This window comes from Polaromonas sp. P1_F2, from assembly GCF_056405735.1.
Map to the genome: position 1 here is coordinate 577,963 of NZ_JBFUBN010000002.1, position 14,650 is coordinate 592,612.

The following is a 14,650-nucleotide window of genomic DNA, read 5'->3' on the forward strand; positions in this document are numbered from 1 at the left end:
CTGGCGATCAGGCATGGGAAGCCTCCGTGGGTTGCGTGGCCTGCAGGTTCTCGCGGGGGGTGACGCGGTTGATCTCTTCCACGGTGGTCTGGCCCCCCATGGCCAGTGACACGGCCGAGTCGCGCAAGCTCATGAAGCCCTTGCCGCGCGCAACCTGCTTGATCTGCGAGATGGGTGCCTGCCGCACCAGCAGGTCGCGGATGTCGTCGTCCATCTCCAGCGTTTCGGCAATCGCCAGGCGCCCTTTGTAGCCGGTGCCGCGGCAATGCGCGCAGCCCACGGCCTGCATGAACTTCGCCTGTCCCAGGTCCAGGCGCTCCGCGGGGATGCCCAGCCGCACCAGCTGTTCGGCCGTCATGCCGGCGGGCACCGCGCAATGCGCGCACACCGCGCGCAGCAGGCGCTGGGCGACGATGCCGGTCAGGGCCGACACCAGGCTGTAGCTGTCAACGTTCATGTTCTTGAAGCGGCCGATCACGTCGAACACATTGTTGGCGTGCACGGTGGTGAACACCTGGTGGCCGGTCAGCGCGGCCTGCACGGCGATCTGCGCCGTCTCGGCGTCGCGTATCTCGCCGACCATGATCTTGTCCGGGTCGTGGCGCAGCACCGAGCGCAGCCCGCGCGCGAAGGTCAGGCCTTTTTTCTCATTGACGGGAATCTGCAGCACGCCCTTGAGCTGGTATTCGATCGGGTCTTCAATCGTGATGATCTTGTCCAGGCCGGTGTTGATCTCGGAGATGGCCGCGTACAGGGTGGTGGTTTTGCCGCTGCCCGTGGGGCCGGTCACCAGCAGCAGGCCGTAGGGCAGGCCCGAGGCCTGGCGGATAAAGTCCTTGGCGCTTTGCGCGAAGCTCAGCGTGTCCAGGCTCAGCGTCTGGAACTGGCCGGTCAGGTGCTTGCGGTCCAGCACGCGCAGCACGGCGTCCTCGCCGAACAGGTTGGGCATGATGGAAACGCGGAAGTCGATCTCGCGCCGCTCGACACGGACCTTGAAGCGGCCGTCCTGCGGCGTGCGCCGCTCGGAGATGTCGAGCTCGGACAGCACCTTGATGCGCGAGATCGCCTGGTGCCCCATCTCGGCGCTGTCGATGCGTTTGACGTTTTCCAGCACGCCGTCGATGCGGTACTTGACGTGCAGGCCGACCGGCTGGGTCTCAAAGTGGATGTCGGAGGCGCCCATCTTGAGCGCGTCGTACAAAATCGAATCGACCAGGCGCACCAGCGGGTTGGCCGTGGTCTCTATGCCCGCGATGGACAGGGACACGACGGAGGCATCGACGGATTCCTCTCGCACCAGGCCGCCGGCTTCTTCTTCCGCGGCGCTGCCCATGGCCATCAGATTGCGCTCGGCATGCGCCAGCCAGGCCTGCACGTCCTCGACCAGCGCCAGCCCGCGCACCACCTCGTCGGCGCCGGTGCCGCCCAGGCGCAGGTCTATCCACTCCTGGCCCTTGAGGTCCAGCGGGTCGCTGACCACGACGGTGCGCAGTCTGGCGCCGGAGGGGCCGGTGGACCAGCCGCCCAGGCAGCCGCGCGCCTGGCAGTCGGCGAAGGAGATCAGGTCGAAGTCCGGTGTGATGCCTTGCAGGTCTTCCGTGGCCATGGCGCGCAGGCCCAGCGCGGCCGCGACATCCGCCAGCACGCGCCCAGCCTCAAGCCCGCTTTGCTGCACCATCCACTGCAGGCGCGAACCCACGGTCGCCGCCAGCACGGCTTGCTGCATCAGCGCGCGGCCAACCTGGCCGGCGGCCGGCGCTGCAAGAGGCGTAAGGGGCGCAAGAGGCGCAAGGGGGAGGGGGGCGTTCATGGAGGAAGCAGCGCGAAGCTCAGTTCAGGCTGGATGCCAGGTCGAAGATGGGCAGGTACATGAGGACCACGATGGCCCCAATGACGGTGCCGATCACGATCATCAGCGCGGGTTCGATGACGCGCGTGGCGACGTCGATGGAGCGCTGCAGCCTGCGCTCGTAAAACTGCGCGATGCGCTCCAGCATCTCCGACATGGAGCCGGTCCGCTCGGCCACCTTGAGCATGCTGGTGGCCACGGGATCCGACAGGCCGGCGCCGGACAGGGCCGCGCTCATGCTGAGGCCCTCGCGCATCAGCACGATGGCGCGCTCCAGCCGTTCACGGTCCGCGTCGTTGAGCAATTTGGCGCCGTGCTCCATCGCGCGGTGGATCACAATGCCGCGCGAGACAAGAATGGACAGCGTGCGATACAGCTGCAGGTGCTGGAATTCGCGGATCACCCCGGCGATATAGGGAATGCCCTGCAGCCAGCGTGAGCGCACGCCATGCGCGCGGAAGTGCGCGACCACCCAGGCCCCCAGCACGAAGACGGCACCAAAGAACAGCGCCAGCACCCAGGGCTTGTCGGCCACCAGCCGGCCCCAGGCCATCAGGCCGGCCGACAGCATGGGCAGCTGCGTGCGGGTGCCGTCCAGCAGGCCGGCGAAGCGCGGGATCACCACACCCATGAGGAACATCACGACCAGGCCGCCCACCACCAGCAGCACCATGGGGTAGACCGAGGCGCCTATCAGTTTGTCCTTGAGAGCCTGCATTTCACGCTGGTGGGCCGCATAGCGGGCCAGGCCCTTGCCGAGGTCGCCGGTGCGCTCGCTGGCCTCCACCGTGGCGACCAGCAGCTCCGGGAAGGCGCCCGTCATTTGCATGGCCGCCGAAAGGTTGCGGCCTTCCGACACCGCGCGCGCCACCTGCTCGATGAGCTCGCGCCGCGCGCCCGCGGTTTCCTTGCTGCCCAGGGTCTGCAGCGCTTCGGTCACGCTGAGGCCGGCGTCGATCAGCGCCGCGAAATCCTGCGAGAAGGAGGCGGTGTCCAGCCCCGAGCGCGAGGGCGCCGCGGATTTGGCGCGCACCAGGCCGCTGAAGCCCGCGCCGGATTCCCTGGCGGCCTCGCAGCTCAACACGGTGAAGCCGCCGCGCACCGTTTGCGCCAGCGCTTCGGCGGACGTGGCCGCGCGTACCTGGCGGGACGCGATACGCCCCGCGCTGTCGCGGGTGACAACGTCATACAGGGCGTGAGCCGCGGACATGCGTGAAACCGTTACGGTGCCGGAAGCTGCCGTCAATTGGCCGAATGCAGCGAGACGTCCTGCGCCTCGCCGGTGCCGCCGGGCTTGCCGTCGGCGCCGTAGGAAATGATGTCGATGGCCAATGCGCCCGGCTGCAGCACGTAGGCGTAGTCATTGCCCCAGGGGTCGGCCGGCAGGGCTTTTTTCAGGTAAGGCCCTTGCCATTTGGCGACGCCCGAAGGCTGGGCGTTGAGGGCGGCGAGCCCTTGTTCCGCGGTGGGGTAGCTGCCCACGTCGAGCCGGTACTGGTCCAGCGCCTTGTCGAGGGATTCGATCTGCGCCTTGGCGATCTTGGATTTGGATTTGCTGACCGAATCAAAGTAGCGCGGCGCGACCAGGCCGGCCAGCAGGCCGATGATGACCACCACCACCAGCAGCTCCAGCAGCGTGAAGCCGTGTGCGCGTTTGTGGCCGGTGGGCACGGAGTGGGTTCGCGCTGGATGCGTGAAGAGATTCAAAAAGTTTCCCCTCCCAGGGAAATGAGTCCATGCATTTTGCGGACGCGATGGGAAATATTTATTTTTCGACGGCCATGCCGCCTGCCGCGACCTGCGCTGTGGTTTTACTTAACCCGGCGCAAATCGATACTGAAAAGGTACTCAATCCAGAAAGAAATTGCGCTGAAGCAACTCCCACTAACTCCTGGGCCGGTCGGATTCTGCCAGAAGAGTATGGCATTGATAAGGGTGAAATTTCGGAGGCCAAAGATTGTGTTGTCTATACGCACACTTAAGAATTTTTTACTCCAGATGGAGGATGACAGGCGCACTGCCAGTCACTAGACTCCGGGCTCGTTTGCTTGCTCGCACGCGATAAGACGACAAGAAAAAATCAACGAGGGATCCCATGGGATTGTTTCAATGGCCTGCATCGGACACGGTGCGGGCGGATCAACTATGTTTTCCCACTAATGCTTGCGAGAATTTGAGTGTGGTGCGGGGACTCGCAGGGGTCCCTAAATGAGCCAAGTGAATTTCTTCCTGCGGCTGTTCTCCAAGGGCCTCACCGCTTCGCTTGCGGTGATTCTTGTTTTTTCTCAATCAGAGGCAATGGCTTCGTTTCCAGCGACTTCGTCTGGTGTCACCGAGTATCGATATACCTATGACAACGTGACCGGGCCTTGGCATCAGGTGCCTTCGACGGCTTGCGAAGGCTGGGCGGCGGCTTATCCGGTCGTTTATCCCCCTCCCGGGGGAAACACGGTGGAAATCACGGGCATGACGGGCACCACCTGTCGCTACGTTCCGCATTATGCGAGCGGGGTTGTGGGCTCTGAGGGAACCATTGGTGCAAGCACCCGCATAGCTCCCCCTGGCTGCCCGAATAACAGTGAGCAGGCTGAAAGCCAATGCACCTGCACATCTGACTACCACGAGAACGCAAGCCACACGGCGTGTGAATTAAGACCGTCTCCACCGTCGGTGACTGTTCCACCGGAACCCGAATCCTCTGCGCCAGGTGATTTGGGTGATCCGAGAAATCCCCAAGATATAAAAGATTCGGGAGACCCAAAAAGTAACAGCTGCCCAGCGAAGCCCGATGGTGTCGCGGTAGGCAATCCCATCCTGCCAGCGACGGGAGAGAAGGTTCTGAGTCAGACGGACCATGCGGGAACGGGGCCCGATGCACTGAACCTGGTGAGGCGCTACAGAAGCAGTTGGGCAGGCAGCACAGGCCGAGGCTTGGTGGTCGATGCCGGGCTCGGTCGGGCCTGGACGCACAACCACGCCATATCGATCAAACGTGAAGGCGCGGCCGGCAGTACCACCAGACTGACGTTCGGAGACGGTAGTGTGCGTACCTTCGACTGGCAGACAGCAAGCAGCAGCTGGCTTGCTACCAACAGCGCCGACATATTGACGGCTAACGGCGCAGGCCTGCAATACAAGCGACTTGACGACGACAGCCTCTGGCAGTTTGACGCCGCTGGAAAGCTGCTCACCGTCACCCAGCGCAATGGCTGGGTCAACACCTATGCGTACGGCACCACAGCCACCTCCAGCACCATCGCCCCGCCGCCATCGCTGGCAACATTTGCGCCGACGCCTGCTCTCACCGAGTACCGGTACATCTATGACGGCGTGACGGGCCCCTGGAATACTGCGCCCTTGGCCGCCTGCCAGGGATGGGGGGCTGCTTATCCGGTCGCCTATCCCGGTTACTCCGTAGGTATCCCGGGCGTGACGGGCACAAGCTGCCGTTATGTACCCCACTATCCAAACGGATATGTTGGCTCCGAAGGAAGCATTCCTGCGGCGACTCGCGTGACTCCCGACAGCTGCCCCGTGGGCAGCACACTGTCTGGCGGCAATTGCATACCCAACCTGCTGATCTCGGTTACCAACCAGTTCGGCCGCAGCCTGAACTTTGCCTACAACGCCGCCAGCCAGCTGGCCAGCGTGACGGCCAGCGGCGGCCAGGTCACCAGTTACGCCTACGACAGCACCACCGCTGCCGCGCGCCTGACCACGGTAACTTACCCCGGCAATGTCAGCGGCGCGGTCAGCAAGACCTATTTGCACGAGAACGTCACATTCCCGCAGCTGTTGACCGGTGTCGTTGACGAGAACGGCTTGCGCTTGGCCACTTATGCGTACGACGCCCAGGGCCGCGGCATCAGCACCCAGCACTCAGGTGGCGCTGGCCTGTATACCGTCAGCTATGGCACAAGCTCGGCGATCGTGACTGACCCTCTAGGTACGCAGCGCACCTACAACTACGGCACCGCCAAAGGCAAACTCGCCGTCACCGGCGCCGACAAGCCGGGCGGCACAGGCAATAGCTCGGCAGCCAGCCGCGTGCAAGACGCCAATGGTTTTGTCACACAAGAGACCGACTTTCTGGGTGTGAACACCATGTACACCTGGGACATCAACCGGCGATTGCCGTTAACCGTGACAAAAGCGGCTGCCTTGCCCGAAGTGCAGACGATCACCACCCAGTGGCACGCCACCCTCAGGCTGCCCGTGTTGGTGACCGAAGCCGGGCGCACCACCGCCTACACCTACGACACGGCGGGCAACCCATTGACCAGGACGGTGACCGACACCGCCAGCAGCGCGGCCCGCACCACTACCAGGACTTACAACGCGCAAGGCCTGCTCGCGACGGAAACCGCGCCAACCAGCGTGGTGGCCCGAGCCTATGCCTACTACCCGACTACGAGCTTCTCCGGCACGGCACCCAACGAAACTGGCCATACTGCCGGTGACTTGCAAACGGTCACAAACGCAGCAGGGCACGTCGCCCGGTTCACGCTGTACGACAGAGCAGGGCGAGTGCGGCAGATGGTCGACCCCAATGGTGTGGTGACCGATACGGTCTACACCCCGCGCGGCTGGGTAAGCAGCGTGACGGTGACACCACCCGGCGGCACGGCCCGGACCACCAGCTACAGCTACGACAACGCAGGCCAGATGACAGGCGCAACGCTGCCCGACGGCACAACGCTGGGCTACAGCTACGACGCCGCCCACCGCCTGACCGGTGTCACCGACGCCAAAGGCAACACCGCCACCTACACCCTGGACGCCATGGGCAACAAGACCGGCGAGCAGGTCAAAGACCCCTCGGGCAACCTGCAAAGAAACATCACGCGCGTCTATGACGCTTTGAACCGGATCCAGCAAGTCACAGGAGCGAGCAATTGATATCAGTGCAACATCTCAGCCGTCAGGGCCGAATTTTCTCAACATGGCTTTGCGGCCTGGTCTTGCTGGCTTGCATGGCGCCGGCCTTGGCCGCGACGACAACGCCCAGCCCGCGGCTGGACTATTGCTGGACCAACGGTGGTGCGCAGGGAAACAGCAATACCGAGATTTATGGCGACCGGCTTCTGGTCGGCAACTGTTTCTCAACCGTCAATGATTTTTATGACGCGATGGTGTCGACGGTCCAGCTTAACTACAACGCGGCCTGGCCCTCTGGAAAGTCGGGGGTATGCGATTTCGGCGCCTGCAATGGCGCCAGCTATGTAACGACCTCCGTTTTTTCCAAGCATGCCTATGGGGTGCAAGCGGGCCAAGGCCAGCTCAACAATTGCCTTGAGCCTTCGAGTCCGGCCGCAGCCAACAACAATGTCTATTGCGGCATGAAGAGGACCGATACCACCACCTGGACTTGCAACTCCGGCTCCTGCCAGGCCTTGAATGGCGTCGTGCAGGTTTCTGATAGCCCGGACGCCGATATGCACGCCTACGTCAAATTTTCCTGCCAGGATGCGCGCCTGGTGAAGACGGGCCCCAACACCACGGGAGGGGCTTGCGCCAATATCGTCGATCACTACCCGGGGCTGCAGGAATGTGCCGCCTGCGTCGGCCGGCTCAGCGGCGGCGGGTCTATCTACCCCATGACGGGCGCCAAGACGGAGTTCGTGCCCACCGAACTCAGCATAGGCGGGCAGTCGTTGTACCTGAGCTACGACACACAGCGCCAGATGACGGCCAAGGCCGACGGCCTGACGTCAGCCGCCCAGCTGAAGGACTTGCCCTCGTTTGGCCCTTTGTGGAGCAGCAGCTTCCACAAACGCCTGAACATCAAGGCGGGAAGCGCGGGCCTGGAGGCCTATCGAGGCAGCGGCCGCATCACCAGTTTTGGGCTGAACGCGCCCAGCGGAAGCTATGCGGCCGCTACGAGTATCAATGACACCGTCACCGCCATCAGCGGCGGCTACCGCTTCTTCGATTCCGCGTCCGGCGTGCTTGAGACCTACAACAGCGCGGGCCAGATCACTTCATCTGCCGACAAGAAGGGCAACACCCTCACCTACACCTATAGCACCGCTGCAGGTGCCGCTGCACCGGCGGCCGGCTACCTGACGCAGGTGACCGACAACATGGGCCGCGCCATCAGCTTCGGCTACACGCTGCCTGTGGGCGGAAGCGCCACCTCGGACGGGCTGATTTCTACCGTGACGACGCCCGACGGCCGTACCATGTCGGCCGCCTACGACACCAACAAAAATCTGACCGCGCTGACCTGGCCCGACGGGAAAACCCGCACCTTCCAGTATGAAAATGCAGGCTTGCCCTGGGCCCTGACCGGCAAGACCGACGAGAACAATGTGCGCCTGGCGACCTGGGCCTATGACACGGCCGGCCGCGCGGTCTCGAGCGATGGCGCCCTGGGCACGGACCACTACAGCGCCGGCTACACCACGCCGCCGCAGGCGATCGTCACTGAGGCTCTGGTGGGCAACACCTACGTTCGCAACCACACCTGGCAGGCGCCCACGGGACTGCAGGTGACCGATGCGACCGGCACCACCTCGACGACCAACGTCGTGATGCCGAACGGCTATCCCGTGCTGGCCGGCATCAGCCAGCCCGCGGGTTCGGGCTCCCCGGCGGTCAGCAATGCCTCCACCTACGACGCGCGCGGCAACCTGCTGTCGCATGACAACTTCCAGGGTGAACGTACTTGCTACGCCTATGACGCCAAAAACCAGCAGGTGGTGCGCGTCGAGGGCCTGGCCAATACCGTGGATTGCGCCACGGTACTGGCCGCTGCTGCGAGCTTGCCTGCAGGAGCCCGTAAATACACGACCACCTGGGATACGAACTGGCGCGTGCCCAAGTTGACCACCCAGCCCGGTTCAATGACGACCCTGGTCTACCAGGGTCAACCCGACCCGAAGAATGGCGGCGCCATCGCCAGCTGCTCGCCCGCTGCCGTCCTGGCCAGCGGCGCGCCCTTGAACCTGCTGTGCAAATCGGTGGTCGAAATGGCAAGTGGCGCCAGCTTCGATGATCCGTCCGCGGGTAGCAGCGATGCCCTGATCGACAAGGTGGTTTTGTTGCTTCACGGCGAAGAAAGCGCCGGCTCGCCCGTGTTTGTGGACAGCAGCTCGTACATGAAAAGCTATTCGGGAAAAGCAGCCAATCCTGTGGTCACCACAGCGCACAGCAAATTCGGCGCCTCGTCCATCAGCCTGGACAGCACGACCGGCGCGAGCGCTTTCGGCTATGGCCCCGACAACACGCTCAAAATGACCGGTGATCTCACCATTGAGATGTTTGTCAAGCTCAACGCGCAGGCAAGCGCGGACCGGGTCATCTTCGGTTGGGGGGGATCAGACAATTCGGTAAGTATTGGTCGTGTGGGCGTCGATTCAACAGGCAAACTCAACGCGTACTTGACCACGAGTGATTGGTCGGAAAGCCGTTCCATCGTCGGCCCTGTCATATCGACAGGCGTGTGGCACCACGTTGCGCTGAGCCGAAGCAACGGAAGCTGGATCATGCACCTGGATGGGGTGCAGGCGGGCGCTGTCGTGAGCCAAATCAACACGGATTCGTTTGCTTTGGGGCGCTTCCAGTTGGGCCGCCAGCAATTCAATGTGGGGGGCAGTTTGAATGGTTACCTGGACGAAGTGCGAATCACCAATGGTGCGGCTCGCTACTGGGGAGCCTTCACACCGCCGACCCAGCAGTTTGGCGATCCCTTGAACCTCAATCCGGCGCAGCCCAAAGTGGCCGACGTCCATTACGCGAAGAACATTCTGCTGCTGCACGGCGACGCAGTGAATGGCTCCAAGGCCATTGTGGACAGCAGCCCTTTGGCGGCCATCGGTACGCTCAAGCGGAATGCGCAGATCAGCACCGCTGAGAGCAAGTTCGGCGGCTCGTCCATCTACATTCCCGCATCGACCGACTACGGCGACTATGGCAACCTGAGTGGCGACTTCACGCTTCCCGGGGACTTCACGGTCGAATACTGGATGAAACCCGCCAGCACCATGACCAGCACGATTGCCGTACGGCTCGGCGGCGGCGGTGCGACGTATCACGATTTCGCTTTTTTTGGCAACCGCCTCTGGATTTTCGGTAGCGACGGGGTCAACTGCTTGACGGGTGGCGGCCTGGGCAATCTGGCCAATACCTGGATTCACGTGGCGTACGTCAGGATCGGCGCAAAGATTTATACCTATGTCAATGGCCAGGCCAACGGAGACTGCGATTGGACCGCCACCGTCGGCAATACGAACGGCATGGCCTTCGGCTACAACGGCACCTCCAATGCCGTCTACTACGACGACATCCGCGTGACCAAAGGCCAGGCACGCTACACAGCCGCATTTACGCCATCGGCCTATCCCGCGCCCAATGTCGCAACGCTGTCGGCTGATGCATCGACGGTGACGACCCAGTACACCTACGACGCCGCCGGCCGCGTATTGACCGCCAAGGACACGCTGAACCGCACCACGAGCTACGCCTATTACACGGCAGCCGCCTTCAGCGGCACCGCGCCCAATGAAACCGGCCATGCGGCCGGCGATCTGCAGACCGTTACGACCACGGCAGGCCATGTCACCCAGTTCACGCTGTATGACAGGGCAGGGCGCGTGCGCCAGATGGTCGATCCCAATGGCGTGGTAACCGACAGCGTGTACGCGCCCAGAGGCTGGACCAGCAGCGTGACGGTAACCCCACCCGGCGGCACCGCCCGAACCACAAGCTACACCTACGACAACGCAGGCCAGATGACGGTCGCCACGCTGCCAGACGGCACAACGCTGGGCTACAGCTACGACGCGGCCCATCGCCTGACCGGCGTCACCGATGCCAAGGGAAATTCGGTGACTTACACCCTCGACAACACCGGCAACAAGACCGGCGAACAGGTCAAAGACCCCTCGGGCAACCTGCAAAGAAATATCACGCGCGTCTACGACGCCCTGAACCGCGTGCAACAAGTCACGGGAGCGAGCAATTGAACACGAGCACAACCATCACAAGCACCACTCAAGCAGGAGTCAGCATGCGCAGCCTTAGCCCTACCCGAGCTTTCACCGCGTGGCTAAGCCGCTTGGTCCTGCTCATCGCCCTGGCCCCGGCCTTGGCCTTTGCCGCCACCCCGACGACCACGGCACTTTCGAGCAGCGCCGGCACCGCCCCGCTCGGGCAAAGCATCACGCTGACGGCCACCGTCACAGGCGCCAGCCCGACAGGAACCGTCACCTTCAAGGACGGCGGTGCCACCATAGGCAGCAGCGCCGTGACAGCCGGTGTCGCCAGCCTGAACACCAGCGCCCTGGCCCTGGGCAGCCACACCTTGAGTGCTGAGTACGCGGGCGACACCAACAACGACCCATCCACCTCCACAGGCATCAGCGTCGTCATCAACGCCGCCACGGCCGGCCCCATGACCTGGCAGTACGGCTATGACGCCATGGGCAGGCCCACCACGGTGCTGGATCCCAACGGCCTGGCCAGCTACACCTACTACGACAGCCTGGGCCGTCCCATCCAGACCCAGCAGCCGGCCAACACCGGCAGCGCCACACCAACGACCACCAGCTTTGCCTACAACGCCGCCGATGGTTTGACGCAGGTCACCGACCCGCGCAACTTGGCCACGACCTACAGCCCCAACGGCCTGGGCGATGTCACAGCCCAGACCAGCCCTGACACGGGAGCCAGCCAGTACACCTATGACGCGCTCGGCAAGCTGCTCACCAAAACCGATGCCAGGGGCAAACTCACCCAGTACACCTATGACAACGGGGATCGCCTCAAAACCATCAGCTATCCCACGGGCACAGGGAGCGTCTTTGAATACGACGGCGGCACCACCCCGGTCCAAGGCGCCATAGGCCAGCTCACCAAGATCACCGATGCCAGTGGCCAGGCTGTCTATACCTACGACAGCATGAGCCGCAAGACCTCAAAGGTTCAGACCACGGGAGCCAAGAGCTTTACGGTTGGGTATACCTGGGGTGACACCGGAAGTGCGCTCGACAAACTGACCTCCATCACGTATCCCAGCGGAACAAGGGTCAACTACAGCTACGACGCGCAAGGTGTGGTCTCCGGCATCACGGTCAACCCACCCAACACCAACGGCGTGGGTACCAACACGGGATCCACGTTGCCGCTGCTATCGGGCATCACGACCAATGCCGAAAGCAAGCTCACGGGCTGGACCTGGGCCAGCACCAAGAGCCAGGCGATCAGCTACGACGCCAACGGCCAGATCAGCGCGTACAACCTCGGTGACTCCACAGGCACCGGCATTCGTCGCACCATTCTTCGCGATAGCGCGGGGCGTATCACGGGTTACACGCACGTCGGCAATGGAACTCCCGTTCCTGCGTTGGACCAGAGCTTTGGCTATGACAACCTGAACCGCCTGATCAGCGCCACCCTGGGTTCCACGGCAATCCAGTACAGCTACGACGTCACTGGCAACCGTACGGCCAAAGTGGTCAGCGGCACCAGCTATCCCAACACCATCTCGGCCACCAGCAACAAGCTGACCCAGACTCAGGATATAGGCGGCACGGCGGCCGTGGTGCATGACGCGGCGGGCAATATCGCGAGTGATGGACTGAACACCTATACCTACAGCGACCGGGGCCGGCTGGCGACGATGACGAATGCGGGTGGTACTGTCACCTACAGCTACAACGCCTTGGAGCTGCGGGTTGGCAAGACCGGGCCGACGGCCTTGGTGTCGACCGGTGCTACCTACTACGTCTATGACGAAGAGGGCAAGCTACTAGGAGAGTACGACGCCAATGGAACGCCTCTGTATGAAACCATCTATCTGGGAGCTCCAGTCGGGGTGATTAAGCAGACGGGCACGGCTGCCACGAGCGACATAGCAATCGGCCTGTACAACATCTCGACCGACCAGCTTGGTGCGCCGCGCATCATCACCCGTCAGAGTGATGAAGCAATTGCCTGGCGCTGGGATACGGCCGAGGCCTTCGGTGCAACAGCGCCGGACCAGAACCCGTCCAGCCTGGGCACCTTCAGCTTTAACCAGCGCTTGCCAGGCCAAGTGTTTGATGCCGAGAGCGGTTTGTTCCAAAACTGGAATCGGGAGTACAACCCCAGGGTGGGCCGGTATATGCAGTCTGATCCGATTGGGCTTGAGGGTGGTATAAATACTTTCGCCTATGTAGAGGGAGACCCTCTTAGCTATACAGATCCGCTCGGGCTTGTACCGAATCCTGCGGAGCTTTCTTGCATTGCGGGGCCCAATCCCGTTTGTATTGGTGGTATTGCGGCTGACATCTTTACGTGGGTGATCGCTCCTGCAGTGGTGGCCGGAGGCGTCGTGTTAGCGACAAGCGATACAAACTGTGTGCCTACCAAGGCGGAGTGCGCTAAGGCGATCAAGCTCTTGGAGCAGGTTGTGCGACTAGCGCAAAAACTGGGCAAGAAGTTGCCGCCGAAACGCCTGGAAGACCTGAGAAGAAAGATCAAAGATGGCACGATCACCAGCAATGACTTGCCGGGAGATATCCAGCAAGAATTCCCCCCGGCATTGCGAGGAAAGACCTTAAATGAAATTCGCCAACTGTGCAGAAAGTCGAGGTAACTATGCTAGACACGCTCAACATTGTTGGTAAGCCATTTGAAGAGTTGGCGGCATTGTTTTTCTGCGATATTGCGAATGATGATGACTTCTACGACGTGCTTGCTTGCAACTTGGCAAGGGGGCACCGCAAGCAGCTAGAGGCCATGCTTGATTGCCTGTCAGGTAAACGGCTTCGGGCTGCCATCTGCGGGCTCGGACTTGCTGGGTCTGTCGAGAGCAACGGAATCATCCGTGAGTACCTATCGCATGCTGATCCTTTTGTCGCATCTGCCGCTATCGATGCGTTGCGGCGTACAGGTTCAATCGATTGGTCTTCTGTCGCGCATTGCCTGAAGCACTCATCTCCATATGTACGAGGTGCCGCTCTAAGGTTCGCTAAAGACCGCATGGGAGCAGGTGCTTTGCCAATCTTGCGTGAGGCATTGCATGACCCGGATGCCATTGTTCGGCAAAACTCACTGGATGAGTTGGAAGGCCTGGTTTCAGCGGACGATCTTCAATGGATAACTCCCTACCTAAACGACCCTTCTGTCGAAGTGCGAGAAGCGGCTGTTTCCATCATTGAGGCAATCACTGGGTAGCAATTAGCGCTTCGTCAAATCACCGAAGCCACAAGCACGTACTCTGCATAAGTTTCTGTGTCTTGGAAGTCGCGGTACTAAATCGGGAATTTCCGACCCTTTTAGGCGCTCTGTGCGACCGGTTGCGCATACCAAGAATGCCGCTCGCGTGGTGATTGTGTTTGGCCCGAGTTTTTCATCGAGTCTTGACCCACACTCTTTGTAATCAAGGTGTACACGATGTGGATAACAAAGGTTGTTCCATGAATACTAGTGTCGAAAGCAAGCGTCCTCGGAATATCGCTCACGTCGCAACTTACCGAGGCCAACTGCCAGCCCTATGCGTGCGCCTTCGATGCGCACTTCACGAAGAAACAGATGACCTAGGCGACTTGTGGCGGGCAGATTTCTTTCTTCCTGGCGGACTTGTTTTTCGTCTATTGACATATCGGGGCATGAACGAAAACACTTTCGAACTTTTTTTCGAATCTCAATTGCCAAATTGGGAGGAGCTACTAAAGGAAATCACAAATGCTCTTGCAATGTCCCCAGCAGATATCCTTTGGATCAATGATCGGTACTTTGATACGCCATAAAAAACAAGTTGAGGTTATACGTGTGGATTTCCGTGCTCGCTTGATCCATTTTTCCATCGAACGAGGA

At 61.6% G+C, this 14,650-nt stretch carries 8 protein-coding genes and 1 pseudogene; 6 read left to right on the top strand and 3 right to left on the bottom strand.

All coding sequences use genetic code 11. The features are described 5' to 3' along the window. Window positions 1-7: 7 nt before the first annotated feature. Genes AC1D0O_RS06535 through gspG form a run of 3 tightly spaced genes read right to left on the bottom strand, consistent with a single transcriptional unit; the run spans window position 8 to window position 3,520 of the window. Window positions 8-1,810 carry a GspE/PulE family protein gene (locus tag AC1D0O_RS06535; protein WP_477652721.1) on the bottom strand — a complete coding sequence of 601 codons (1,803 nt, stop codon included), beginning with the start codon at window positions 1,808-1,810 and terminating at the stop codon, window positions 8-10. A gap of 19 nt (window positions 1,811-1,829) precedes the next feature. Continuing rightward, complete coding sequence (locus AC1D0O_RS06540; RefSeq protein ID WP_477652722.1) at window positions 1,830-3,059, bottom strand: type II secretion system F family protein; 1,230 nt, start codon at window positions 3,057-3,059, stop codon at window positions 1,830-1,832. A gap of 32 nt (window positions 3,060-3,091) precedes the next feature. Next, the gene (gene gspG / locus AC1D0O_RS06545; protein ID WP_477652723.1) at window positions 3,092-3,520 is read right to left on the bottom strand and encodes a type II secretion system major pseudopilin GspG; all 429 of its coding nucleotides are present in this window, start codon (window positions 3,518-3,520) and stop codon (window positions 3,092-3,094) included. A gap of 65 nt (window positions 3,521-3,585) precedes the next feature. Here gspG and AC1D0O_RS06550 point away from each other — a divergent pair, with 65 nt between their 5' ends. The 6 genes and pseudogenes from AC1D0O_RS06550 (at window position 3,586) to AC1D0O_RS06575 (ending at window position 14,008) form a co-directional block, all read left to right on the top strand. Further along, window positions 3,586-3,831 carry a hypothetical protein gene (locus AC1D0O_RS06550; RefSeq protein WP_477652724.1) on the top strand — a complete coding sequence of 82 codons (246 nt, stop codon included), beginning with the start codon at window positions 3,586-3,588 and terminating at the stop codon, window positions 3,829-3,831. Window positions 3,832-4,315: 484 nt separating this feature from the next. After that, window positions 4,316-4,891 (top strand): annotated as a pseudogene (locus AC1D0O_RS06555) (DUF6531 domain-containing protein); the annotation flags it as partial. Continuing rightward, entirely contained in the window at window positions 4,892-6,748 is a 1,857-nt protein-coding gene (locus AC1D0O_RS06560; RefSeq protein ID WP_477652820.1) for a hypothetical protein, read from the top strand. It begins immediately after the preceding pseudogene. An 86-nt stretch (window positions 6,749-6,834) separates the two neighbouring features. Further along, complete coding sequence (locus AC1D0O_RS06565; RefSeq protein ID WP_477652725.1) at window positions 6,835-10,815, top strand: LamG-like jellyroll fold domain-containing protein; 3,981 nt, start codon at window positions 6,835-6,837, stop codon at window positions 10,813-10,815. Beyond that, complete coding sequence (locus tag AC1D0O_RS06570) at window positions 10,812-13,427, top strand: Ig-like domain repeat protein (protein ID WP_477652726.1); 2,616 nt, start codon at window positions 10,812-10,814, stop codon at window positions 13,425-13,427. The genes AC1D0O_RS06565 and AC1D0O_RS06570 overlap by 4 nt, the downstream gene beginning before the upstream one ends. Window positions 13,428-13,429: 2 nt before the next feature. Beyond that, window positions 13,430-14,008, top strand: a complete 579-nt coding sequence (locus tag AC1D0O_RS06575) for a HEAT repeat domain-containing protein (protein ID WP_477652727.1) — start codon at window positions 13,430-13,432, stop codon at window positions 14,006-14,008. The last annotated feature ends 642 nt before the right edge of the window (window positions 14,009-14,650 follow it).

Bases quoted from the DNA above. Each gene is read 5' to 3' on its own strand.
- AC1D0O_RS06535 (WP_477652721.1), bottom strand. From the start codon at position 1,810: ATGAACGCCCCCCTCCCCCTTGCGCCTCTTGCGCCCCTTACGCCTCTT.
- AC1D0O_RS06575 (WP_477652727.1), top strand. From the start codon at position 13,430: ATGCTAGACACGCTCAACATTGTTGGTAAGCCATTTGAAGAGTTGGCG.
- AC1D0O_RS06540 (WP_477652722.1), bottom strand. From the start codon at position 3,059: ATGTCCGCGGCTCACGCCCTGTATGACGTTGTCACCCGCGACAGCGCG.
- AC1D0O_RS06550 (WP_477652724.1), top strand. From the start codon at position 3,586: ATGCATTTTGCGGACGCGATGGGAAATATTTATTTTTCGACGGCCATG.